At 63.8% G+C, this 23,207-nt stretch carries 21 protein-coding genes; 8 read left to right on the top strand and 13 right to left on the bottom strand.

All coding sequences use genetic code 11. The features are described 5' to 3' along the window. Positions 1-2 precede the first annotated feature (2 nt). Positions 3-332, top strand: a complete 330-nt coding sequence (locus EC912_RS05395) for a low molecular weight protein tyrosine phosphatase family protein (RefSeq protein WP_132142123.1) — start codon at positions 3-5, stop codon at positions 330-332. A gap of 7 nt (positions 333-339) precedes the next feature. Here EC912_RS05395 and EC912_RS05390 read toward each other — a convergent pair whose 3' ends face one another. From EC912_RS05390 to EC912_RS05380, 3 genes are all read right to left on the bottom strand, one after another. Then, complete coding sequence (locus tag EC912_RS05390; RefSeq protein ID WP_132142122.1) at positions 340-591, bottom strand: hypothetical protein; 252 nt, start codon at positions 589-591, stop codon at positions 340-342. 111 nt (positions 592-702) lie between these two features. After that, entirely contained in the window at positions 703-2,076 is a 1,374-nt protein-coding gene (locus EC912_RS05385) for an FAD/NAD(P)-binding protein (protein ID WP_132142121.1), read from the bottom strand. Positions 2,077-2,119: 43 nt separating this feature from the next. Then, the gene (locus EC912_RS05380; protein WP_243649163.1) at positions 2,120-2,593 is read right to left on the bottom strand and encodes a cysteine dioxygenase; all 474 of its coding nucleotides are present in this window, start codon (positions 2,591-2,593) and stop codon (positions 2,120-2,122) included. A 287-nt stretch (positions 2,594-2,880) separates the two neighbouring features. On the opposite strand from EC912_RS05380, the gene EC912_RS05375 reads away from it, so the two are divergent. Beyond that, positions 2,881-3,180: a hypothetical protein gene (locus EC912_RS05375; RefSeq protein WP_132142119.1), complete on the top strand. Its 300-nt coding sequence runs from the start codon at positions 2,881-2,883 to the stop codon at positions 3,178-3,180. A 457-nt stretch (positions 3,181-3,637) separates the two neighbouring features. On the opposite strand, the gene EC912_RS05370 is transcribed toward EC912_RS05375, so the two are convergent. Beyond that, positions 3,638-4,306: an energy transducer TonB gene (locus EC912_RS05370; RefSeq protein ID WP_132142118.1), complete on the bottom strand. Its 669-nt coding sequence runs from the start codon at positions 4,304-4,306 to the stop codon at positions 3,638-3,640. Between the two features lie 139 nt (positions 4,307-4,445). Then, positions 4,446-5,273 carry a universal stress protein gene (locus EC912_RS05365; protein WP_165973518.1) on the bottom strand — a complete coding sequence of 276 codons (828 nt, stop codon included), beginning with the start codon at positions 5,271-5,273 and terminating at the stop codon, positions 4,446-4,448. Positions 5,274-5,557: 284 nt separating this feature from the next. Between EC912_RS05365 and trhA the strand changes: the two genes are divergently transcribed. Further along, a complete protein-coding gene (trhA, locus tag EC912_RS05360) occupies positions 5,558-6,226 on the top strand; it encodes a PAQR family membrane homeostasis protein TrhA (RefSeq protein ID WP_132142116.1) in 669 nt (222 codons plus the stop codon). Positions 6,227-6,248: 22 nt separating this feature from the next. On the opposite strand, the gene EC912_RS05355 is transcribed toward trhA, so the two are convergent. The 3 genes from EC912_RS05355 to EC912_RS05345 form a co-directional block, all read right to left on the bottom strand. Beyond that, a complete protein-coding gene (locus tag EC912_RS05355) occupies positions 6,249-8,003 on the bottom strand; it encodes a DUF885 domain-containing protein (protein ID WP_132142115.1) in 1,755 nt (584 codons plus the stop codon). A gap of 69 nt (positions 8,004-8,072) precedes the next feature. Beyond that, entirely contained in the window at positions 8,073-8,555 is a 483-nt protein-coding gene (locus EC912_RS05350; RefSeq protein WP_132142808.1) for a DUF456 domain-containing protein, read from the bottom strand. A 5-nt stretch (positions 8,556-8,560) separates the two neighbouring features. After that, positions 8,561-9,337 carry a DUF3298 and DUF4163 domain-containing protein gene (locus EC912_RS05345; RefSeq protein WP_165973517.1) on the bottom strand — a complete coding sequence of 259 codons (777 nt, stop codon included), beginning with the start codon at positions 9,335-9,337 and terminating at the stop codon, positions 8,561-8,563. 73 nt (positions 9,338-9,410) lie between these two features. Between EC912_RS05345 and EC912_RS05340 the strand changes: the two genes are divergently transcribed. Then, positions 9,411-10,073: a serine/threonine protein kinase gene (locus tag EC912_RS05340; RefSeq protein WP_243649162.1), complete on the top strand. Its 663-nt coding sequence runs from the start codon at positions 9,411-9,413 to the stop codon at positions 10,071-10,073. Between the two features lie 58 nt (positions 10,074-10,131). On the opposite strand, the gene EC912_RS05335 is transcribed toward EC912_RS05340, so the two are convergent. Continuing rightward, positions 10,132-10,908 (bottom strand): ferredoxin--NADP reductase, encoded by a 777-nt coding sequence (locus tag EC912_RS05335; RefSeq protein ID WP_132142112.1) that lies wholly within the window; start codon positions 10,906-10,908, stop codon positions 10,132-10,134. Between the two features lie 172 nt (positions 10,909-11,080). On the opposite strand from EC912_RS05335, the gene EC912_RS05330 reads away from it, so the two are divergent. Beyond that, complete coding sequence (locus tag EC912_RS05330) at positions 11,081-12,244, top strand: MFS transporter (RefSeq protein ID WP_132142111.1); 1,164 nt, start codon at positions 11,081-11,083, stop codon at positions 12,242-12,244. Positions 12,245-12,279: 35 nt separating this feature from the next. Further along, complete coding sequence (locus EC912_RS05325; RefSeq protein WP_132142110.1) at positions 12,280-12,678, top strand: hypothetical protein; 399 nt, start codon at positions 12,280-12,282, stop codon at positions 12,676-12,678. A gap of 773 nt (positions 12,679-13,451) precedes the next feature. Here EC912_RS05325 and EC912_RS05320 read toward each other — a convergent pair. Next, positions 13,452-16,487, bottom strand: coding sequence for a TonB-dependent receptor (locus EC912_RS05320; protein ID WP_132142109.1), 3,036 nt, complete (start codon positions 16,485-16,487; stop codon positions 13,452-13,454). A gap of 513 nt (positions 16,488-17,000) precedes the next feature. Between EC912_RS05320 and EC912_RS05315 the strand changes: the two genes are divergently transcribed. Beyond that, a complete protein-coding gene (locus tag EC912_RS05315; RefSeq protein WP_132142108.1) occupies positions 17,001-17,480 on the top strand; it encodes a hypothetical protein in 480 nt (159 codons plus the stop codon). Beyond that, positions 17,480-18,262 (top strand): hypothetical protein, encoded by a 783-nt coding sequence (locus tag EC912_RS05310; protein ID WP_132142107.1) that lies wholly within the window; start codon positions 17,480-17,482, stop codon positions 18,260-18,262. The genes EC912_RS05315 and EC912_RS05310 overlap by 1 nt, the downstream gene beginning before the upstream one ends. Positions 18,263-18,296: 34 nt before the next feature. Here the strand turns inward: EC912_RS05310 and EC912_RS05305 are convergent, their stop codons facing one another. From EC912_RS05305 to EC912_RS05295, 3 genes are read right to left on the bottom strand one after another with little or no spacing between them, the layout of a single operon-like run. Next, positions 18,297-19,181, bottom strand: coding sequence for a hypothetical protein (locus EC912_RS05305; RefSeq protein ID WP_132142106.1), 885 nt, complete (start codon positions 19,179-19,181; stop codon positions 18,297-18,299). A 31-nt stretch (positions 19,182-19,212) separates the two neighbouring features. Continuing rightward, positions 19,213-20,733, bottom strand: a complete 1,521-nt coding sequence (locus EC912_RS05300; protein ID WP_132142105.1) for an esterase-like activity of phytase family protein — start codon at positions 20,731-20,733, stop codon at positions 19,213-19,215. A 2-nt stretch (positions 20,734-20,735) separates the two neighbouring features. Next, positions 20,736-23,075 carry a TonB-dependent receptor gene (locus tag EC912_RS05295; protein WP_132142104.1) on the bottom strand — a complete coding sequence of 780 codons (2,340 nt, stop codon included), beginning with the start codon at positions 23,073-23,075 and terminating at the stop codon, positions 20,736-20,738. Between the last annotated feature and the right edge of the window lie 132 nt (positions 23,076-23,207).

Below are 23,207 nucleotides of genomic sequence, written 5' to 3'. Positions count from 1 at the left end.
TCATGCAAACCATTCTTTTCATCTGCGGACAGAACCGCCTGCGCAGTCCGACCGCGGAGCATGTCTTCGCGGACTGGCCGGGTATCGAGGTCGCCTCGGCGGGTCTGAAGCACGACGCCGATGTGCCGGTGTCGAACGAACTCGTGCAATGGGCCGACCTGATCTTCGTGATGGAGAAGAGTCATCGCCGTAAGCTGGCGGAAAAATTCCGCGCCAGCCTCGGCGGGGCACGCGTCGTCTGTCTGGATATTCCCGACGATTACGAATTCATGCAGCCCGAACTCGTGCGGTTGCTCGAGCGCAAAGTGACGCCGTTCCTTCCTGCGCGATAGAAACCCGTCAGTGCGGGTATTCGGAATCCCGCGCGTGACGGATGGCTTCGCGCAGATCGGCACCGAGGTGATGCAGGTTGAGGATCACCTTGCCCGAGTGCACTTCCGCGACAGCCGAAGCCGGTACGACGAAGTCGCCCGCGTTCTCGATGTAGACGACCAGTTCGTCGGTGTCGCGCTTGAGCTGGCGCACCGAACCGATGCCGTCCTGTCCGTCGGCGATGAACACCATGAAGCCTTCTTCGATATCGGCACGCATGCTGCGATCCTCTCGTTTCTGAGCCGGGGTGCCACTATCGCCGCGGCTATGTGATGTTCCGGTGGTCTTGCATGGTGCTCCACCGGAGCCCTGCTCGCTTGTACGTAACGATCATCCCTGGTCGCGCAGCAGCGTGTCGGCCAGATTGCGCGCCTGTACGCGGATTTCTGGCATCGCCGTGGACTCCCACAGCGCCCCGCGCAGCAGCGTGCCGATGGCGAACAGGTTCGGGCGCGGCTTGCCGTCGCCGTCCAGCAGGGCGCCGTTGGCCTGTGCCGCAAAACCCAGGCCCAGTGCTTCGGGTCTGGCATGCCCGTTGGTCACCAACTGGCGCACGAGGGGGTGCTCGGTACGCAGTGTGTCGGTGTTGAGACCGACCGTCTGCACGACGACATCGAAGCTGGCGGTTTCCTTCACGCCGCCCGGCTTGACGCGCGTGACGGACAGCGAGCCATCGTCGGCGAGCTTCACCGTCTGCATCCGGCCGCGACCGCGGAGGAAGCGGCCGGCTTTTTCCATGGCGGCGATGCTTTCGGCAACCTGGGGTGGCATACGGTGGCGGGCACGTTCCCATGCCCAGCGTGCGTGACGCAGGAAGCGCGAGCGCTGCTCGTCGGGCAACAGCGTCCAGAGTTTCGATGTCACCGACCGCAGGCTGTCCGTGACGACGCGCCAGTCGTCGGCGTGCTCCGTCGCTTCGCGCAGACGGGCGATCCACATGCGGATATTCGGATCGTCTTCCAGTGCTTCGACCAGCTCCGCCCCATCGCCTGCCGGTGCCGACGCGGCACTGAGATGCGCTTCGGGCAGCAGACCGTGGCGCGACAACGCGGTGAATGTCGCGTTGGGCCAGCGCTCGGAGAGATCGAGCAGTACGTCGACGGCGGTCAGGCCAAGCCCGATGACCAGCACGCGAAGAGGGCGCTCATCGGGTTCCGCGTTCGCAAGGAACGGCCAGGGATCGGTGATATAGCGGCCGCTGGCGATGACGTCGGCGTCGACGCCGGGCAGCGAGCGTGGCGGCAGCGAGCCGATGGCCAGCACGGCGGCGTCGGTCTGGTTCGACTCGTCGCCATAACCGACCGTAACGCCACTGGGCTCGGGTACCAGCGAATCGACCGTAAAGGGAATCTGGCGGACTTCATGCCCCGAAGCCGATGCCTTGGCCATCGCCTGCGCGACGCGCGACTCCAGGTATTCGCCGTAAAGGCGACGCGGCAGGAAATCCGAACCGGAAACCGTCGGGTCCGCCGCCTGGGCGTATTCGAGGAAGCCCTGCGGCTTGCTCGCGAACATACCCATCGACGCGGCACGCACGTTCAGCAGATGGTGCGGAGACCGCGTGCCATAAGCGATGCCGCGGCCCGAACCGTCGCCGGTGTACCAGTAAAGATGTAACGGCTGGGTCGTACGCCGTTCCAGCAATTCGCTCACCAGCGTTGCGGCCGCAGCGCCGCCGCCGATGATGGCGACCTTTCGAAACATGTTTGATCCTTCGCCCCGTGGCGGTCGTTGACGCTTTTCCTGGTCAGGCCGTCAGGCGTCCGGCTATTTCCGAATGCCGAGGACGAGCGATCCAGTGCCCGGATGGGCCCGGTTGCTCGTACGCGAGGTACTGTGCCAGATCGCCACCATACACGTGAAGCGTCAGCGCGGTTTCCTGCCGCGACAAATTGCGACAGCGGTGCGTGTGCGTTTCGGCGGCGTCGAACCACGTGGCATCGCCGGGGCCAAGCCAGGTGCGGCCCTGGCTGCGCAGCGAGCGGTCGACCGGATCGTGCAGAAAGGATTCGACTTCGAGTGCACCCGAAATCGCGGCCTCCAGACCCCACAGGCCGCCGTGATCGTGCACGGGCGTGGCGTAGTTCGCCGGCCACGCCATGACGAGCACGCTGATGCCGGGCTTCGCGCGCTCGGCCACCAGCCAGCGCTCGAAGCCGCGACGGCGCTCGCGCAGCGTACCCAGCGCGGCATCCAGCTCGCCGCTACGGCTGTGGATCACACGCCCGAGCTCCCGTCCCATAAGGGCGAGATCGGGATGTTGCCCTCCGCTACAGTCGAATGCGACATCACGCAGGGTTCTGATGACGGATGAACGATTTCCCATAAGGGCCGCCCCAAACCTTGATGGGCGGGAGTGGACCATGCTGGCCGTTAAACGGGCGTAACCCCAGGGCCGAATCGGGAGTATTCCTTGATGAAATCGCCTTTAAACTCTTCTGGCGGCCCGTGCATCGAAGCCGTACCGGACGCACGGGTTGGTTGGCGTCTTTCGCTGGAGGAATACCGATGATCGTCTTTACCGCGCTCGTTATGCTTGTCGTTTCGTTCTGGTTGGTCTTCGCGCTGATCGGCGCGGTGTTCAAGCTCGCCTTCGGCATCATCGGCGGCGTGTTCAGCATCATCGCTAGTGTGCTCGGCGTGCTGTTCGGCGGATTGGCCCTGCTGATCGCCGGCCCGATCGTGGCCATCGCGATGCTGCCGTTGCTTGCGCCGGTACTGCTCGTCGCTGTGATCGTCTGGCTGATCGCACGTTCGGCTCGCCGTCCGCAGGTGGTGGTCACGCAGGCGGCGCCGACGACGCATTGAATGCTCTTTCCGTGCACGAGGGACGGGTATCCCTCGTGCCTGGTTGCGCTGCGCGCCATGTCTGACCCAGCTATCGCTGCGAAAATCCCATCCCCTCACCGTCGCTCCTGCGCAGGCAGGAGCCCAGTGCGGTGCAGTGGGTTATCGCGATAACGGTGATTCAGCACTTCCCGCAACCTCGAGGACATCGCGCTCAAGAGCGCTCCTACACAAGACCTGCGTGCGAACTGGACATTCCTCACCGTCACCCCGGCGCACGCCGGGGTCCGCAGCGACCACGTGAGGGCAAGCCCGAACGCTGAAGTGTCCGCTTGAAAGCGACCATCGCCGTCGCGATCACCGATCGCCTCGCCGCGGATTCCGGCGTGCGCCGGAATGACGATGAGGGAACGGGTGACGTTCGGCGATGGTGTGCCGCGGTCGCAGTGAGGACTGCGGCACGCCATCGCCGGGCGCGTTACAGACTACGCAGATCGAAAGTGACGGGCACGCGTGCCCACGCCTTTACATGCTGACCGTTGGTTTGCGCAGGCTGGAACGTCCATTTCGCAAGTACCTGCTCTCGCGCTGCCTTGTCGAGCACGTCGTGGCCGCTACTCGACTCCACGACCACATCGATCGGCTTGCCCGATTCGTCTACCAGCACACGAAGCACAACCGTGCCGGAGAGATGGCGACGCACCGCGATCGTCGGGTAAGCAGGCGCTGGCGCCGATACATAGGCGAGCGTGACGCCCGCCAGCGGCGCCGCCGTGACGGGTGCGGCATCGGTGGGCGGCGCGATGGAGGGAGTGACGGGAACCGGCGCGATCGTGCCTTCGTCGGTCGGCGTGCTGACCGCAACGGGAGCGGGTGTGGGATGCGGCGTCGCTGCCGCCGTCGGCGCGTGCGGTGTCGCGGGTATCGGCTTCAGATCGATGGGTGGCGGGATCGGCGCGACCGGCGGCGGTTCGTGCCATGCGATGGCGAAAGGCTTGGCGACTTCGATCAGCGATATATCCGCGGCCATAGGGCGCATGGCGGCGAGCAGGACCGCGGCATTGAGCGCGATGGCCGCACTCATGGCCACGATGCGAACCGTGTCGGGATGAACTTCGGCGAGGAATTGCGGACGTGCGGACGACATGAGCCACCTCCTGACGATGAGGGAAGGTAGAGCGCGGTCTCGGAACGCCTCCGGCGGATGGCCGGGTGGGGATGCGTTCAGGTCCGGCTACAGAACAGCATGTCTGCGACGTCTTTGCAAGCGGGCGTATAGACGTCCGCTAGTTGGCGACCAGCATGGGTACGTCGCTCTGCATGAACAGGTAACGGGTCGTGCCGCCGAGGACCATCTCCGACAGGCGCGAACGCCCCCAGGCACCCATGACGATCAGGTCGACGTTGTCGGCATGGGCCATATCCAGCAGGGCCGGGCCGGGTGCCGCGACGGCGGCTTCGTCCAGGCGCCTGACGTCCGCCTTGATGTCGTGCGTATCGAGCCAGCCGCAGATATTCGTGTCGGGCAGCGAACAGACATCGTTGTCCTGGTCGCGACTGCCGTCGATGACCGTGACCTTGCCGGCCTTGCGCAGCAGGGGCAGGGCGGCACGTACTGCCAGCGCCGATTCCTTGCTGCCGTTCCAGGCGATGAGTACGTTGTCGCCGAGACTGTTGACGGGAGCCTGCTCGGGTATCACCAGGACGCCACGGTTGCTGCCGAAGACGGTTCGCGACACGACGCCGAAGCCGACCGGCGCATCGCCGCGCATCGTGCCGCCGCGCTCCATGATCAGCAGGTCGTAACCGGCCGAGGCATGGACCAGCAATTGCACGGTATCGCCGTTGCCGACACGCCAGTTGCCGGCGAGGCCCCGCGGTTCGAGGAGTGTCTGCCATTCGCCGGCCATGGCTCGCGCGTCGGTGGCGCGTTGCCGGACGGCGTCCAGTTGCATCGGCACCGCCTCGGGGACGGTGAATGCCGCGGCTGGCAGGTCGACGACATACAGGCCGTCGAGGTGCGCCCCGATGCGTTTGGCGAGTATGAGGGCCGCACGCAGGCTTGCGCCTTGCGGCGGAAGACGACCCAGGTGCAACAGGAGTTCGATGGTCATGTGGCGATGGAACACCTCAAGGCCGGTCGGGTCAAGCGCGCGGAAAAAAAATGCCCACCGGGAGGGTGGGCAGAGGGCCGGTGAATCGGGGGAGATCGTTTCCGGCGACGCACACGTTATGACGGGAGAGCTTCGCTGAATGTTCAGGCCGGGTGAGGTCGTTCTTAACATTGGACGTCCAAATGAGATGGCGCGGTGTCGGGAACGGTTCTCATTTGGTGGGCTCTGGGGTACCGTACCCCGGCGTGGTTCGCCCCGCGGCGTTTAAAACTATTGGAGACACCATGGCCGTCAACGCAAGCACAGCGTCGCCCCAATATCCGCATGGCGAAGAAGTCGCCAGCAGCGTGATTCATGGGATCGGGCTTGTGGCGAGCATCGCCGGACTCGCCGTGCTGGTCGCCTTCGCGGCTTTGTACGGTGGCGCGCGTGCCGTGGTGGCCAGCTCCGTTTTCGGCACGACGCTGATCCTGCTGTACACGGCTTCGACTCTGTATCACGCGATTCCCGGCGTCATGGCCAAGCGTGTGTTGCGGACGCTGGACCATATCGCGATCTTCCTGCTGATCGCCGGTACGTATACGCCATTCACGCTGCTGGCCCTGCCGGGCGCGTGGGGCTGGAGTCTGTTCGGGACGATCTGGGGAATCGCGATCGTCGGCAGTGCGCTGGAGCTGGGTATGCTCAAGCGGTATCGCAAGGCTGCAGTGTTCCTCTATGTCGCCATGGGCTGGGTTGCCGTCGTGGCCATCGAGCCCCTGCGTACGCATGTCGAAACGGGAGGGCTCGTGCTGCTGTTTGCCGGCGGCCTGGCATATACCGCCGGCGTTCCGTTCTACATGGCGCGGCGGTTGCCCTATCACCACGCGATATGGCATTTCTTCGTGCTGGCCGGCAGCGTTCTGCATTACCTGGCCGTGCTGCTTTACGTCATTCCCGACGCGCCGCGCTGAGCGGCGCGCCGGGTCCGATCTTCTATTTCGTCATGAATCCCGTGCGTACCGCCTCGGCCAGCTGATCGGGCGGAAGCAAGCCCTGCGCGATCAGGAAGTCGTTGAACGCCTTCCGGTCGAAGCGCTTGCCCAGACGGATTTCGGTTTCGGCACGTAGCTGCAGGATGCGCGTGTATCCGTAGAAATACGCCGTGGCCTGACCGGGCGAATTGAACGTATAGCGATCCAGTTCCTGACGCGCCATCGCTTCGGACATGCCCACGTCCTCGACGAGGATGTCGTGGGCCCGGTCGCGGGTAATCAGACCGAGATTGAGCATCGGGTCGAGGAACGCGCGCGCGGCGCGCAGCAGCCGGAACTGCAGCGCGACGAACTGGCCGGCGGGTGGCTCGTACGGCACCATCTCCGCTTCGGCATAAAGTGCCCAGCCCTCGACGTTGACGCTGTTGAACGCGAACAGGCTGCGCGTCAGGGACACCCCGCGTTCCACCATGGCCGCGAATTGCAACTCGTGACCCGGGCGCCCTTCGTGCGCGGTCAGCGTCCACGCAGCGGCGGGGAACGTGAAGTCGTCATAGGCATCCGACTTGGCGCCGCTCGTCGGCGGGTTGCCCATGGTCAGTACGAAGGTGCCGCGTTCGCCCTTGTTGTTGACGAAGGGTGGCGGGTCCATGTGCGGTGCGGGGACGGCGGCGCTCTCGGCTTCCGAGGCCAGACGCAATGCCATCTTCCGTTTGGGCAGTTCGACGATGCGTTCTTTGACGATAGTCGCTTCGATCTTGCCGAGCACGTCCTGATAGGTCGGTTCGACGGCGTTCTTGTCGAGCTGCTTTTTCTTCAGCGCTTTGATGATCGCGCGGTAATCGCCATCGGGCAGGCCCTCGGCCTTCGCCACCACGGGCGCAAGCGTCTGCAGCGCGTAGCGGGTTTCCATGAACTCGAGTTCCGCTTGCTTGATCAACTCGCGCGGCGCGATGTCCAGGCCGACCTGCTCGAGGTTGTACGCGTAAAGCGGCTCGGGCAGGCGGAAGTCCGTCCGTGCGCGGGGCAGGATCGTCGCCTTGACCCAGGCGTCGTAGCCCTTCATCTGGGCGTCCATCTTGTCCAGGGCTTCGTCGGCGCCCGCGATCTTGTACTTGGCGAAGAGCTTGCGTACGCCGTCGGTGTAGCGGGCGGTGTTGCCGAGTTTCTGTTCGACGTCGCCCTTGTACGGTCCAAGCAGGTTCTTGTCGCCCAGCCGCTCGGTAGTACGGGCCTTGGCTTCGTCGACGATCGGCGTGCAGCCCGGTGTCATACCGACATAGCACTTCAGGCGGTCGACGGCGGCGACGCGACGCTCCGGTGCGATTTCATCCTTGAGCAGGGCGAATTCGCCGCCGAAGATAAGCTGGCCGACGTCCTGATAGGGAAGCAGGTAGCGGGCGTTGAGGTCGATGCCTTTGAGCTGGGAGTCGATCTGGTGGATCAGGATCTGAAGATCCTGCCGGACATTGGTGTCCTTTTCCTGGGTCAGGCGGGTTTCGAGCTTCGTCCTGGCCCCGGTCAGCGCCACGCGCTGCCGCTGGTCGATATCGGGGCCGAGATCCGCCACCTTCCGGTCGTAGCCGTCCAGACCAAAGCTGGATGCCGATTCGGGGCTGAACTTCGCGACGACGTCCAGCAGGATCTGCGCATCCGCATTGCTGTGCGCGATCCAGGCGGGAGGGGTGGCGGACTGGGCGCTGACGGCGCCGATGGCGAAGGACAGGGCGGTGGCGAGTGCCAGGCGTCGGAACATGGATGTCTCCCTCTGTATCGGGGCAGGGTAGCTGCCGCCGGGAAGGGAGACTATGTGCCGGAAGGCCGATCAGTTGAAAAGGAAGGCGAAGCCGAACAGGCCGATCATCACCAGAGAGACGACCAGCTTTACCAGCGTGCCGAGCAGCATGCCGAACCATGCACTGACCCCGACGTGCGCGGAGCGCAGGGCACTGTTGCCGGACATCAGCTCGCCGGCGACCGCGCCGAGAAACGGCCCGAGCAACAGACCGGGAAGGCCGAAGAACATCCCGACCAGCGTGCCGATCGCCGCGCCCCATAACGCCAGCGAGCTCGCGCCGACCCGCTTTGCGCCCAATGTGCCGGCGATGAAATCGACCCCGACGCCGATCAGTCCGGCAGCGGCGATACCGAGCAGCCACCACAAGCCCACATGCCGGTAACCGTCGGTGCCCGCGGCCAGCCACAGTCCCGCGAAGATCAGCGGAATACCCGGCAGCGCGGGTAGGATCGCTCCCGCGACGCCCGCGACCACCAGCAATGCGGCCACGACATAAAGAACGATATCCAGCGTCATCAGCGGAAGGCGTCGCGGTATTCGGGCTTCAGGTACGAGGCGAAGATCTCGGTCGGAATATCCACGGCCTGCGCGCCGGCAGCGTACGAAGCCACCTGATAGGGCGGGAAGATAAAGGTCAGGCCGTGCACCTTGCCATCGTCGCCGGTCAGCAGGGTAAATACGCGATAGTGGTCCTTGCCCGGCGCCGTGCCTTCGTCGACCTGCTCGCTGGTGGAAGCGAGCGGATCGTCCTGGTCGTCCAGCGCGCCGAGTAGCTGGCGTCGCGATTCGGCGGCGAAGGCGGTTTCGGCGGCCTGCGGGTCCGTGAAGAACTCCGGCAGCGTGACGACGCGCCGGGCCTGTGAGTCGTAGGTGAAACTGTCGACGATCGGCGCCGGATGCGCACCGCCGGTGAATGCCGAACCATCGACCTGTACGTTGACGAAGCGATCGGTGCGGGCGGCGACGGCGACGTCCAGATTGAGGTCCCACGGCAATTCGCGCGCACGATCGCGCGCGCCCGGGGCGTCCAGACTGGTGAGGAAAGCCTTCTTCTGCGCCGTCACGTAGTTGTCGATGACGGTTTTCAGCGGCGCCTGTTCGGCAGCCAGCTGGGGTACCTTCAGTTCGACCGTATACAGGCCATCGGGTCCGCTTTCGTTATCCTTGGCGTCGACCGAAGCCGACGCGGCGGGCACCGCGGCCGTATCGTCCACTGCTTTATCGGATCCGCCTTTGCAGGCGGCGAGCCCGGCGGTCGCGAAAACCAGCGACAGGATGTGTCGCACAAACATCGTCATTTCTCCCTGCGAGCGCACAGTTTAACGGTCGTCGGTGGGAGCGGTGTCAATGAATCGAAGGAAAAACGTGGAATCCACGACAACGGAGACCGTCACGCTGCTCAAGGCCGACGAACTCGGCCGCATCGAATGCGTCGAGCGCGATGGCGTCACCTTCATTCGCCGCGACATCGGCGCGGCACGCTGGTGGGCGCGTTCGTTCGCGCGCCGCGCCGCTGCCCGGGAGGCCCGTGCGCTTTCGCGTCTGGACGGTATCGACGGCGTGCCGCGTCTGCTGGCCTGGGATGGCCGGCATCTGGAGCGGAGTTATATGGCGGGCAAGCCGATGCAGGCGGGGCAGCCGCGCGATCCGGCGTATTACCGCGACGCGCTGCGCCTGCTTGCCGTGCTGCATCGTCGCGGCATCGTCCACAACGATCTGGCGAAGGAGCCGAACTGGCTGGTGCGGGAAGATGGCTCGCCCGGACTGGTGGATTTCCAGATCGCGTGGACGCGCGGTAAGCGGGGGCGGTTGTTCCGCCTGCTGGCGCGCGAGGACCTGCGGCATCTACTCAAGCACAAGCGCACCTACGTGCCTGAGCGCCTGAGTCTGCGTCAGCGCGATATTCTCGCGCAGCCCGCGCCGCATTCGCGGCTATGGCGAGCGACGGGCAAGCGGCTTTACAAGCTGATCGCGCGGAAGGTGTTCGGGTATTGGGACAACGAGGGGCAAGGGCGGATCAGGCGCTGACCGAACGAACCGCCGCGTTGCGCAGCCGCGATCGGGGCTCGCGCGATCCGGCCGGACGTTACTTCTCCACGAACGCCCGCTCGATCACGTAATCGCCCGGTTCGCGCGTGCGCGGCGAAGCCTGGAAACCGCGGCCGTCGAGTAGTGCGCAGATATCGTCCAGCATCGACGGGCTACCGCAGAGCATGACGCGGTCATGCGCCGGGTCGAGCGGGGGCAGTCCCGTGGCGCGGGCCATTTCGCCATCCGCGATGGCATCGGTGATGCGGCCGCGATTGCGGAAGTCGTCGCGCGTGACCGTCGGGTAGTAGACGAGCTTCTCGCGCACCATGTCTCCGAGGTATTCGTGGGCGGGCAGCTCTTTCTCCAGATAGTCGGAGTAGGCCAGGTCGTTCGCATGACGGACACCGTGCGCCAGCACGACGGTGTCGAAGCGCTCGTAGGTTTCCGGATCGCGGATGATGCTGAGGAAGGGTGCGAGACCGGTGCCGGTACCCAGCAGGTAAAGGCGCTTGCCGGGCTTCAGGTCGTTCAGCACCAGCGTGCCCGTCGGCTTGCGGCTGACGATGATCGGGTCGCCCGGCTTCAGGTGCTGCAGACGGGAGGTCAGCGGGCCGTTCTGCACCTTGATGCTGAAGAACTCCAGGTGTTCCTCGTAGTTGGCGCTGGCGATCGAATAGGCGCGCATCAGGGGACGCCCGTCGACTTCGAGGCCGATCATGACGAAATGCCCGCTTTCGAAGCGGAACCCCGGGTCCCGCGTGGTGCGGAAGCTGAAAAGGGTGTCGTTCCAGTGATGCACGTCGATGACGTGTTCGGTCGCCATTGCCACCATGTGAATGCCTTCCAGATAAGAGGGCTCTGGCTGGGGAACGGCGCGGATGGCCGGTTGCCTTGCGAGCCCGCGACGGACCCTGTGTCCACGCGATAGCTGCATAGGATAAGCGAATTGGGGGTGGCCGGACACTTTATGGTGCGGCGCAACATTAGGGCGTAAACTCGCACCCATGTACCTGCCCCTACTTGCCCTTGCCATTGCCGCGTTCGGCATTGGCACCACCGAATTCGTCATCATGGGCCTGCTGCCCGAGGTGGCCGCCGACCTGGGCGTGACCGCGCCCGCGGCCGGCATGCTGGTATCCGGCTATGCCATTGGCGTGGCAATCGGGGCGCCCGTGCTGGCGCTGGTGACCGCCCGCTGGCCCCGGCGCAAAGCGCTGCTGACGCTGATCGGCATGTTCGTCCTCGGCAACGTGCTGTGCGCCATCGCGCCGAATTACGGTCTGCTGATGGCGGCGCGCGTGGTGACCGCCTTCTGTCATGCCGCCTTCTTCGGTATCGGCGCCGTGGTGGCGGCGGACCTCGTTCCCGAGCGGCGCGCGCAGGCCGTGGCGCTGATGTTCACCGGCCTCACGCTGGCGAACGTGCTGGGCGTCCCGTTCGGTACGGCGCTTGGGCAGGTGGCGGGTTGGCGCTCGACCTTCATGGCGGTGACGCTTATCGGCGTGGCGGCCGCGGCGGCGCTCGCGCTTTGGTTGCCGAAGACTATTCCGATGCAGGCAGAGCAGAGCATGCTCCGCGAGTTCCGTGCCATCGCGACGCCGCGCGTGCAGATGGCGCTGCTGGTGAGCACGCTGGCCTCGGTGAGCATGTTCACCGTATTCACCTATATCGCGTACATCTTGCGCGACGTGACGCATTTCTCCGATCACGCCAAGAGCTGGGTCCTGTTGCTGTTCGGCGCGGGCATCACGGTGGGCGGCCTTCTCGGCGGCCGTCTGGCCGACTGGAAGCTGATGCCGGTGCTGGCCGCGCTGTTCGTGTGCAACGCCGTGGTTCTCGCGATCTTCGCGTGGACCAGCCATTTCCAGATCGCGACGCTGGTCACCCTGTTCGTCTGGGGCATCTTCTCCTTCGCGGTGGTCCCCGCCGCGCAGGTCCGCGTTCTGGATCAGGCGCGCGCGGCACCCAACCTCGCTTCGACACTGAACCAGGGCGCTTTCAACGTCGGCAACGCCACGGGCGCATGGTTGGGCGGTGTCGTGATCGCCGCCGGTTTGCCGCTCACCAATCTGCCGTTGATGGGGGCTTTCGTGGCACTCGGCGGTCTGGGCGTGGTCGTGGCATCGGCGCTGTACGAGCGTCGCGGCGATGCGATCGCGCACGCCTGATCTAAGATGGCGTGCTTATCCAGCAGGAAAGCACGATGACTCAGCACGTGTACGCCGAAGGCCAGATATGGTCGTATCGCACCCGGCCAAATGAAGACGGGTCGCGGGTCATCATTCGCGCGATCGAAGCGTTGCCCGGGCTTGGCGAAGTTTTCCATGTCTCGATTACCGACCTGAAGCTTCGGAACCATCGCGTGGAAGGCGGTTTGCAGAGATCGTTGCCGCATATCCCCGTCGACCGCGCCGCGCTGGACGCCAGCGTTCTCGAAATCGACGGCATCGCCGCCGAGGACACGGAGTGGCGCGCCGGTTACGACGTCTGGACCCAGGCCTTCGTCAACGGCGACGCCGGCGTCTTCGATCTGCCCGTCGCGGAAATCCTCGGTTACGTGGAAACCATCGTCGCGGCGGCGGGCGAACAGCCGGAGGCTTAAAAAGAGGTTCTTCACTCAGGGCTCGGCTTCGCCATCGCTTTCGCGCTGTGACGCTTCGGGGGAGAGCCGTCGGCCACCACCCTCGACGCTCCGGCTTCACCGTCGCTCGGGAAGGGAGAGCCGCTGCGCGGCTTGTGTCTGATGGCTGCGCCCCGTCGCGCCCGCGCTGCGGGCGGGGGTTTTTGATTCGGCATCCCTGCCTCAGCAAAAACGGCGGACCGTCCAGGTCCGCCCCCTGCGGGCCTGATCCGCCCGCCGCGCTCGGTTGCGCAAGTCGCGTCGAGGGTGGTGGCCGACGGCTCTTCCGGATGCTGCGGTCACGTGGAGGAAAGCATGGCGTCGACGCATGGCGATAGACGACCGCATGCCGGTCCGCGCCATCCACGTGCTCCGCTCACGCTCTCCCACAGCAAACCGCAGTCGACGGTGCCGTGGCCGGGTTGGCCCTTGGGGCCGCCTTAGCCGAGGGCCGCGATACCCATTGACGGAGCGAAGCGGCGCTACGGCCCGCTCCCGCAGGGACGGCGCCGAAGGCCCCAAGGGCCAACCCGGTCGCGGCTTCCCCGACGCACGAGCGTGAGCCGACGAAGCCGCTGCCAACACGAGCCATCCAGCGGCTGTCCTTACCCAAAGAGCGGCAAGGCGCGCGAGATCGTCTCCGCTAATGCGTGAAGAGCCAAAAAAAAGCGCCCTTGGAGGGCTTCGGTGGGGGAGGCACCGAAGGACTCGAAGGGCGCAAGGGGATGTTTGGGCATCCCCATAGTGAATCGTTATCAGAAGTCGTAGCTAACCGTCAGACGTGCATAGCGCGGGTCCTGCGTATACAGCGGGATGCGGTACTGCGGATTCGGCGTGTTCGGCGAATCGCCTTCTTTGTTGGGATTGCGGAATGTTGCGCGCTGCTGGTTCAGTACGTTGAAGACGTTGGCCGAGAATGCGAGCTTCTCGTCCGCGAACGTCGGACGGTAGGTCACGCCGAGGTCGAGCTGGAACGTCCATGGCAGGCGGCCATGGCTACCCGGCGGCGAAGGCTTGCCGTCGCAGAAGTGGTAGGCGTTGCCATAGGACACCGGGTCGGAATGGTCGGGACCGTAGTAACCCAGGCAGATTTCCGGCGAACCCGATACGGCTGCGAGGTTACCCGACAGCTGCCATTCCGGAGCGACCTGCCAGTAACCGTATGCCTTGAAGACATGGGTATGGTCGTTGTTCTGGACGCCGCCAGCGTTCTCCATGATCTGGGCGTTATCCCAGTCTTCGCTTGCCGACGCGCCGCTCTGACGAAGATCCGAACGAACCTGTCCTTCGGTGTTGCCGTAGCTGCGGGAGAAGACGTAGTCGAATTTGCCGTACCAGGTGCCGTCGAACGTGTGCTCGACGAACGTTTCGAGGCTGTAATACTTACGCTTCAGCTGCTGGAAGCCCATTTCGTCGCGCGAAAGAGGCACTTCGTATACGGTACCGGCTGGGTTCACGAGAGTGAATGTATTGCTTGCGCCGGCATTGATCAGATAGCAGCTGTTGTTCGGGACGACGTTGTATCCGAGTGCCGTAGCCTTCGCCTGCACGCGGTCGATCTGGCAGTAGTCGTCGATGGCATTGTTGAGCTTGCGCTGCGTAGCCTTCATTCCGGCGATCCAGTTCTTGCCGATCACCTTATCGAAGCCGATGATGAATTCGTCCTGATTCTCCGCCTTCAGGTTTTTCGCCGTAACGGTTCGCGGATCGGGAGAGATGCCGTAGGAGTTGTTAGCCGAAACCACGCCGCTCATCTGCGTAAGCCCGGTCGGCGTGCCGTCCGCCGCGATGCCGCTGTACGTGTAGTACTGCTGCGTGGAAACGTAGCCCGATGCGGCACCCGTGGCCGGGTTGAGCGGCAGGCCGAGATAGTAACGGCCTGCGTTGGCGAAGACCTTGAAGCTGCCATCGCCATAGACGTCCCAGCTGGCGCCGAGGCGTGGCGCCCACTGCGGCTTCGTCTGCGTGATGAATGCCTGTCCGCTCGGGTTGTAGTCGGTGAACTGGTCGTTACGCAGGCCGAGCGATAGCAGCCAACGGTCCGTGAGCTGCCATTTGTCCTCGATGTACTGCGCGCGCTGATCGGAACGGACGCTGACCGAATTGTTCGAAATGTTCCGGCCCACGTAATAGCCGCCGGCGCCGTTCGGGAACAGCGCGGGAGCCGGAACGAAATTGGCACCCGATGCGCTGCCGGACGAGATGGGCTGATTCGGCGTATTGGTGACGCGGTAATTCCAGGTGTAACCCGGACCCGGATCGAACGTGCCCTGATCGTTTGCCTCGGACTTCATGTTGTCGACGCCGACGGCAATCGTATGGTCGCCAATGTGATAACTGACGTCGAAGCGGAAGTTCGTCTGCTTGTTGCTTCGCCCGGGATTGGCAAGCGACGTCACCTGGCTATTCCCGATGGGCGTGCCACCGTTGAGCGCTGGATTCTGGCTGGTGATGCCGGTGACGCGGGTCAGGTTCGGATCGTAGTTGCCGGGAACGTCGTAGTTCTTGGTTTTCATTTCGCCGTACATCGCACTGACCGTCAGGTCGTCGGTGATGTAGCCGGTGTACTTTGCAAGATAGAGATCGCCACCGGTTTTCGTATCGTCGACGGGACCGATGACGGCACCGCGCGTGCGGTCGGTGTAGTTGTACTTGTAACGCGTGCCGCTGCCTTCGCGCTTGTCCGACGCTCCCGTGAACTCCAGGATGTTGCTGTCGGTGATGTTCCAGTCGAGCTTGGAGTACCAGCGAGGCGCGTTGAACCGGTTGTCCGACGCCGGCGTCGAGGTGTTGTCGACGGCGTTGACGTTCTTCTGCTGCTTGCGTTCGAACTCGGCGGCTACGAAGAAGAACAGTTTGTCCTTGATCAGCGGGCCACCTGCGTATGCGCTGACCGTCGTGGTCCAGGTCTCGTTCTGGCTCTTGGGCTGGTACAGGGTGCCGGCCACCTGCGACTTGGGCGGACTGGTGTAGTACAGGTCTTTGTTGCTGGCGCGAGCGAATCCGGGCTCCCACAGCACCTGCGCGCCGAAGTGCCATTCATTGCTACCGCGCTTGCCCACCTGGCTGATGACGCCGCCGTCGGAGCGACCATATTGCGCGCTGTAACCGCCGGTGTAGACCTCCTGCTGGTCGATGGCACCGTAAGGCAACTGCAGGCCACCGAGTCCATTGAGGGGATCGGTCGTGTTGAAGCCGTTGATGTAGTAGGCGTTCTCGGTGGCGGCGGAGCCACCGAAGCTTGCCACCGAACGGTTCGTGTCACTGGTGAAACCGCCGCCGTTGTTGACCACGCCCGGCGCGAGGCGTGCGATGGCTTCGGCCGAACGGCCGAGCGGCAGGCGGGCGAGCTGCTCGGAGGTGATGACCGTGCGGGAGTCGACGCTGGTGACGTCGATCGGCGGTAGCGACGTGCCGGTGACCGTCACCCCGCCGAGGTCCGTTGCGGCGGTGGCGCCAGCTGCGGCGGCCGCGAACGACACGTCGGTACTGGTACCGACGCGCAGCGCGATGTCCTTGCGCTGGTCGACGACATTGCCATCGCGACGAAGGGTGACCGTGTAAGTACCCAGTGGCAGCTGGTTGGCCACGTAGTGGCCGGTCGCGTCGACCGGAACTTCGCGCTTCAGACCATTGGTGCTTTCGATAGTGACCGTCTCCCCAGCGGCCGCCGGCACGGTGCCGTAGAGATTACCCGTAGTGGACTGGGCGTAAGCGCCCGTCGCGGCACCGAAGCACGTGGCGACAGCCAGTGCCAAAGCGTGCCTGCGTATCAGCAACTTCTTGTTCATGCCTTCCCCGATGTAAGTCAAAGCCCCCGAAACGATGCGGTAGCCGAGCCGCGGAAACGAAAGGCATGACTTCCCCCTCGCTGCCAAAGCGCGTACCCGGAACCGTCACCTGTGAAACACCTATTTGTCACGATCCAAATAGGCTAGTGAGATGGTTTACAGCACAAATTTGTTTGTGTCTAGCCGCATCGCGACAAGAAAGTACGGCCGTCCAGACGTCTTTTCGACGTGTTGCTACGCAACAGTTTGTAGGGATAAATGCCGTATTTATGTCGATCTAAAGACCTCTTGCGCTGCCGCGCCGGGCGCCCGGACGGGGGTGCCAAATGGCATAAGAAAAAGATCAAAATAATACGTCCCGGGCCTCCTTCCCGAAGGCTTTGATCCGTCTCGCGGAAGGTTGCGACTGGATCGTGCTAAATCGATGCCAACGGGCAGCCTAGGTACTTCTACCGGGGGCGGACCCGAACAACTGCGCTGGCCGGCAGTTCTGGGGGAGGCAACTCTTACTGTATGACCGGACACCCGCGGCTTCTTCGTTTGCTCTTCTGCGCCGTACTGGCGCTTTCGCTTGCCATGGTGAGCGCGTGTGCATTGCGTCAGCAGGTCTATGCCCCGCAAGGCTGGATCGAGAGCGCCGATGGCAATTACGTATTGGGTGGTTACGACTGGCGTGTTTCCATGCCGGTCCTGGTCGTGAGCAAGTCGGACATCACCCTGCATCCGGCGATCACGGTCAATCCCGGAAAGCATGCCGTGAGCCTGACGCGGGCCAGCTGGATCCTGCAGGGGCAGAGCTACCCTCCCCATGACCATGAGTACGAAGGTGTGGCGATCACACAGCCCCAGGTGCTGAATTTGCATTGGGAATTTCCGTCCGGTAAGAAAGCGGTGGACGCGCTTGGTCGGGAATCGACCATCCGGCTCGAACTCGTCGTCGATGGCGCGCCGCGCACGGTCGATATCCTTATCCAGCGACAGGATCACTATTGATGCCAGGAAGCGACGGTGCGGATATCGACTGGGCGCTCTGGCTTTTCGGCCTGGTGGTGCTGGCGGCTCTTGTTGCAGCCAGGGAGCTCGGCCTGCTGGCGCGCAGCCGCCTTCGCGGGGCGGACGCCACGGAGCCGGCTTCGGACGGATTTACGCTGACGACCGTCCTCGGACTGCTTGCGCTACTGGTGAGCTTTACGTTCTCGATGAGTCTGAATCGGTACGACGCGCGTCGCGAGCTGGTCGTCGCCGAAGGCAATGCGATCGGGACCACATGGCTGCGAACGCAGCTGCTGGATGCCGATACCCGAGAGGCACTCAATCCCTTGCTGCGAACCTATGCGGACGAGCGCGTCGTCTATGGCAGTGCGCCGACCGACGAGGCGGAAGCGGCCAGTTACGCCCGCACCAGTGCCTTGCAGACACGCATCTGGTCCACCATGACTGGTGGACTGGAGCCCGTTCGTGGCACGGCACTTGCCGCTTCGGTGATATCGACCGTCAACGAGACATTCGATCTGGCGGCGTCGCGGAAGGCGGCCCGTGCCGCCCATGTGCCGCGTCGCGTGCTCGTGCTCGTGCTGCTACTGCTTTATGCGGTAGTGGTGGCGACGCTGGTCGGTTGGGAAAAAGGGCGGATGCGCTGGTCGACGACGATGCTGTTCGTGTTGCTGACGCTGGCCGGCATGCTGATTATCGACCTCGATCAGCCAACGCGCGGAGCGGTTCGCGTATCGCAGCAAGCAGTGATCGACGCGCGGGCCGCCATGACGGACATGTAGGAGCGCAAGCTCCCACATGTCCGCGGCTGTCGCATCAGGTGCCGCTGCAGAATCCGTTCGGATACGCGGCCGAGCGATAGTTGTATACCCACGCTGTCTTCGTCGTCGACGGGCTGAGCATCCAGCCGTCGAGCGTACTCATTGCCTTGAGCAGGGTCTGCGAGCGTGTGAGCACGGGCGTCGTGAAATAGGCGCTGGAGTCGGCTTTCACTTTGTAGGACAGCTCGGCAAGAGCGGGAGCGCTGCTGCCGCCGACGTACCACAGCGTCAGCGTGAACTCCGCATCGGACTGTCCCAGATCGGACACCGGTCCGGTGTATTCCTGCTGGACGATGTCCAGGCCGTTGACGGGTACCAGTGCCTGCGTCTTGTATGAGGACAGCGTCGAGGCACCCGAGAACTGCGTAATCAGGTCGGCGACGGTGGTCGGGGCACCGGTCGTGGCCGGGTCCTGTTTGGTGGAATGCGAATAGACAAGGCTGGCCGGGCCGACGTCGGTCTCCAGCTTCGTGCTCTTGTTCTTGCCCGTGCCGGTAACCAGCGTTGCCGCCGAAAGTTCTTCGTCCGGATGCGAGAACTTGAACTGGATGTCGGAGTCGCCGCCGCTGCGCGTCCGGACCGCGTAGTTATTGCCGCGCACGACGCAGGTGCCCGCCGTGTCGTAGTAGGCGACGTTATCCCGCTTGTCCACCGAAAAGCCGCCCGACACGGTCTTGTCGAAGGCCAGTTGCGAAAGACGGACGGAAAGGTCGCCAAGCAGGCTGCTTGCAGCCGACGACGGATTGCTCGCGAAGCGCGAGGGATCGAGAAGTACCTTGTATTCCTTGCTGTCGACCGCGGCCGGTGCATTGGCTGCATGGGCGCAGGCGGTGCCGAGAACGGCGGCCACGACGAACGTACTGACGAACGACTTCTTCATGCGCGTTGCCTCGCTGGTTGGGTTCCGTGTACTAGCGACCGCTACGTTGCATCGTGGGCAAGGTAAGGCGGTACACCAGAATCATGTTGTCGTTATCGAAGGTCGAATCGCAGGCCTGTCCCTGCATGACACAGTGGCGAGCGATAAAGTCATTGTCGTTACCGACGAACAACAGATAGTCGTCCGGGTGTGACGCATCTCTCACGGACACGAGGTCCATGGCTTCCCATTTTTCGGAAAGCGTCGTTGGCTGGTTCTTCGGTGTGGTCGCGACGTTCATCCCGAAGCGGCCAAGCTGCGCCGGCGCAAGCATATTGATGAGTTCGACCCAGTGCGCGGGAACGATATCGGCCTTCAATACGATGCTGTCGGCTGCGCGCAGCACGGGCGTCGTATCGGTTTCATACGCTGTGCCGGCAAGATTGGTGGCGCCGTCCGTATCGACGAGAAGGACACTCTTGTAGACGATGGGCTTGTCGTTGTCGGTACCCAACCCATTCCCGTCGCGCGAGAGCATCAGGAACTGATGCCCGTTGATCGCGCGGATTTCGCTTTGTGCCGCGGTCCGGTTGGCTGGCTTGCCTTTGCCTGCGTCGTTGTAGGTCGGAAGCTGGACGACGTAGTGCGCGATGGGTTGTGCCGGTACGGGATTGTTGGCGACGTCGTAGACAATGACTCGCGTGTCGGCGCGTCCGCTCGCGTCACCGGTAGCGGAGTCCTGCAACAGTGCGCTTTGCAAGGCGACGAAGAGGCGTGTGCCATGGGGCGAAAGCGACATGCCTTCGACGCCCTGGTTGTTGCGTCGCCCCGTCTGCGGCGGTGTGAGCGAGTTGAAATCGATACGCCCGTCGCGACGCGGCGTCACGGCGGCGGGCGGTACGATCACGCCGGTCAACCGGCCCTTCGGGTCGAAATGGAACACGCTGGCCGAATACTCGTCGCCGACATAGAAGCCGCCGTCCTGCGTGAACTGCAGGGACTCGGCGTCGATCGATACTTTCCCCGCGCCGGTGCCGCTAGCCGGAGAGGGTAGCGTGATGCCGTTCTCGACGAGGGTGCCTGTGCCGGGGTCCGCGCCGGTGAACGGCGTACCCCTGAAGTCGCGCAACTCGATCCCGCCATCGGGGACGATGTCGACCTGGCGTTGCGACGCGCGATCGGCGGGAAGCGGCTTGCCCGTATACGGCCTGACGCGTACGCGGAAGCGATGCAGCCGCGCGGCGTAGTCGTAAAACAGGCCCGCGCCGGGATCGTTGCGGCCGCGATCGGGGAGCGTCCACATCACCCCTTCGTACCGATCGCCGACGCGTTTCCAGCTCGCCTTGTCGATGGCGAGCGAAGAGAACGAGCCCAGCGTGTCACCCATGAAGTCGACGGTGCCTGCCGAAAGGCGGCCCGCACCGACGAGTCCATGGTTCACGAAGCGTTGTCCGCCCAGTTCGACCGACACCTTCCCCTTCGCGTTGCTCAGGTGCGGTGTGTCGAACTCCACGCCGGCCGCAAGGGCCGGCAGGAGCGCAAGCGAAACGATGATCGTAGCGATCGCGCGCATCCTCAGAACCGGATGTCGAGCGTGCCGAACACCTGAGTCGGTGCCGACCCGTGGAACACATACGTGGTGCCGGCCGGATCGCTCGGCAGGAACGCGCTTGAGTCGAGGTTGCTGGCGTAGCGTTTGTCGGTCAGGTTCGTGACATTGAACGAGAGCCGGACGTCTTTCGCGAACTCCGTGGCACCGAAGTCGTAACCCGCGCCGAGATCGAGCACGGTGAAGCCGCCGAAGCCCTGATCGTTCGTGTATGTGTAATAACGCTTGCCTGTGTATTTGCCGCGTAGCGAGGCAAACCAGCCACCGTAGTTGAAGCTGACTTCGCTTGCGAAGAGCTTGTTCGGCGTATCGGTCTGGATCTTGCCCTTCGTGTGCTGGACGACACCGCCTTGCACATAATCGTTCGCATAGGTCGATCGATTGAACGACGCGGAGTTGTACCACTGGAAGTAGCTGACCGGCGTCCAGACGAAGGTCAGTTCCACACCGTGGCTGTCGACGCCGCCGACGTTGTAGAAGCGGTTGCCGCAGGTCGGGCCGACGGCCTGGCGCGAGTCGCATGGGTTGTACTGGAGCAGGCGATTGTCGAAGCGCACTTTGTATGCAGCGACAGAGGCCTGGTACATGTCGCGGTCGAGCCGGTATCCGGCTTCGAGCGAACGCGATTTCTCCGGTTGCAGATTGCCCTGGCTATCCCATGTTGACTGGCTGACAGCTTGCGGGCCGAGCTTCGGGCCGCCCTGGAACATGGCGATGTTCTGGGCATAGCTGACGAACGCTTCCTGGCCTTTCGCAATCTGGTAACGCACACCGGCCTCGGGGAGGAACGCCTTGCTGGCCGACAGTTTTCCCGTCGAGAACTGATTGTTCGACGTGGGCGAGATGGGTGTTTTCGCGATGCCCGGCAGCGCCTGCGCGGCAGCCGACGAGTGCGGGCTTTTCACGCCCGCGTCGACGGTGAGGCGATCGTCGAAGAACTTCATCGTGTCCTGCAAATAGGCCTGGCGTGTGATCACCAGCGTTCGCTGCGCGAATACGCCGTTATCGGGTTGGCCGGTAGCCGGGCCGCTCAGATCGCGCGGGCCGGTGACGTTGCTCGTGTAGCGGGACGATGTGTTGTTATTGTTTTCGTACCAGACGCCGCCTTCGACATGATGCATGCCGATGTCCCAGCTCGCGGACAGTACGGCGCCCGTGCGGTTGATGCCATAGAGCGTATTGCGGAAGGCGATTGGCAGTTGGTTCGGCTGACTCTTGTTGGACCATGTGCCGCTGGTCCAGTTGTGCCCTTCGCCCGCGTCTTCGTGGTGATAGACCTGAGCGTGGATCGTGACGGTGTCGGTCGGAAAGAAGTCGCCGGCGAGGTAATACAGGTCGTCCGACCGGAGGATCTGGCCTGCGGTGAACGCGCCATCGGCATCCTTGTCGGCGCCGCTGCTGTCGCAAAGTCTGGCGTTGAGCGTCGCGGTATTGCAGTACGCCTTGCCTACGGCTTTTTTCCAGTCCGGTGCATAACCGCCCCAGTCCCAGCCAAGCCCGCGCGCGAGTTCGCTCTTGGAGAGATAGAAATTGTCGGCCTGCGACATGCGCGACGTATCGACGAAGCCGGTGATGCGGCCACCGGCGAAGTCGTAGACGGCCTTGCCGTTGAACTGCTTGTTGGTCGATTCGTTGTACGCGCCCTGGTCGGCCCAGAGGTCCGACGTGGCGCGCATGCCGGACAAGTACATCGAGAATCCGTTGTGCTCGCCGGTGTCGAAACGGGCGAAGGAGCGTTTCGTGTTGTCGCTGCCGAAGGTCTGGCTGACGCGTGCGCCCATCGTTTTCGCGGGATCGTTCGTCGTGTATTCCACCGTGCCGCCGAGGTCGCTGGTGGATGCGGTGCCCAGCGCGCCGATGCCGCCGGCAAGTGCCGCGCCGCCCAGGTTCTCGGAGATCAACGCGCGGCTGATGCTGAGGCCGTTGTAATTGTTGTACGCGCTATCGCCCAGCGGCAGGCCGTCGAGCGTGTAGCCGAGGCGCGTGGAGTTGAAGCCGCGCAGACTCATGGTCAGCGACTGCTCGTTGAGTCCGAGCGCGTCGACCGACTGGGCATTGACGCCCGGAAGAATGTTGAGCGCTTTCTGCACGCTGGTGCCGGGCGGGAGAACGGCCAGGTCTTTCGGGCGCACGCGCTGCACTTGCCGCGACTCGCCCGTACCGATGACCGATACGGCATCGAGATCGACAGCCGCCGGCTTCGCCGTGCCCTCCGTGTCGATATCGGTGTTGTCGCCGGGCGTAGCCCATGCGGTGCTCGATAGCGCCACGCCCAGTGCAAGCGCAAGCAATGATTTCTTCGGCACGTATCGTCCCCTGATAGTCGAGCGCCGACGCTCGAATGCGCCAGGCTGTTAAGGGGGCGATACTTTCACCGTGGAATGTATATTTCGTGACAGTCCGGTGACGAACCTTAGCGTTCGTTACATTCGAGGCAA

Source organism: Luteibacter rhizovicinus (genome assembly GCF_004342265.1).
In the GTDB taxonomy this organism is placed as follows: domain Bacteria; phylum Pseudomonadota; class Gammaproteobacteria; order Xanthomonadales; family Rhodanobacteraceae; genus Luteibacter; species Luteibacter rhizovicinus_B.
This window is presented reverse-complemented; position numbering and strand designations above follow the sequence as displayed.

Bases quoted from the DNA above. Each gene is read 5' to 3' on its own strand.
- EC912_RS05305 (WP_132142106.1), bottom strand. From the start codon at position 19,181: ATGAAGAAGTCGTTCGTCAGTACGTTCGTCGTGGCCGCCGTTCTCGGC.
- EC912_RS05390 (WP_132142122.1), bottom strand. From the start codon at position 591: ATGCGTGCCGATATCGAAGAAGGCTTCATGGTGTTCATCGCCGACGGA.
- EC912_RS05310 (WP_132142107.1), top strand. From the start codon at position 17,480: ATGCCAGGAAGCGACGGTGCGGATATCGACTGGGCGCTCTGGCTTTTC.
- EC912_RS05335 (WP_132142112.1), bottom strand. From the start codon at position 10,908: ATGGTGGCAATGGCGACCGAACACGTCATCGACGTGCATCACTGGAAC.
- EC912_RS05325 (WP_132142110.1), top strand. From the start codon at position 12,280: ATGACTCAGCACGTGTACGCCGAAGGCCAGATATGGTCGTATCGCACC.
- EC912_RS05315 (WP_132142108.1), top strand. From the start codon at position 17,001: ATGACCGGACACCCGCGGCTTCTTCGTTTGCTCTTCTGCGCCGTACTG.
- EC912_RS05395 (WP_132142123.1), top strand. From the start codon at position 3: ATGCAAACCATTCTTTTCATCTGCGGACAGAACCGCCTGCGCAGTCCG.
- EC912_RS05355 (WP_132142115.1), bottom strand. From the start codon at position 8,003: ATGTTCCGACGCCTGGCACTCGCCACCGCCCTGTCCTTCGCCATCGGC.
- trhA (WP_132142116.1), top strand. From the start codon at position 5,558: ATGGCCGTCAACGCAAGCACAGCGTCGCCCCAATATCCGCATGGCGAA.
- EC912_RS05375 (WP_132142119.1), top strand. From the start codon at position 2,881: ATGATCGTCTTTACCGCGCTCGTTATGCTTGTCGTTTCGTTCTGGTTG.
- EC912_RS05300 (WP_132142105.1), bottom strand. From the start codon at position 20,733: ATGCGCGCGATCGCTACGATCATCGTTTCGCTTGCGCTCCTGCCGGCC.
- EC912_RS05385 (WP_132142121.1), bottom strand. From the start codon at position 2,076: ATGTTTCGAAAGGTCGCCATCATCGGCGGCGGCGCTGCGGCCGCAACG.
- EC912_RS05370 (WP_132142118.1), bottom strand. From the start codon at position 4,306: ATGTCGTCCGCACGTCCGCAATTCCTCGCCGAAGTTCATCCCGACACG.
- EC912_RS05320 (WP_132142109.1), bottom strand. From the start codon at position 16,487: ATGAACAAGAAGTTGCTGATACGCAGGCACGCTTTGGCACTGGCTGTC.
- EC912_RS05330 (WP_132142111.1), top strand. From the start codon at position 11,081: ATGTACCTGCCCCTACTTGCCCTTGCCATTGCCGCGTTCGGCATTGGC.
- EC912_RS05365 (WP_165973518.1), bottom strand. From the start codon at position 5,273: ATGACCATCGAACTCCTGTTGCACCTGGGTCGTCTTCCGCCGCAAGGC.
- EC912_RS05345 (WP_165973517.1), bottom strand. From the start codon at position 9,337: ATGTTTGTGCGACACATCCTGTCGCTGGTTTTCGCGACCGCCGGGCTC.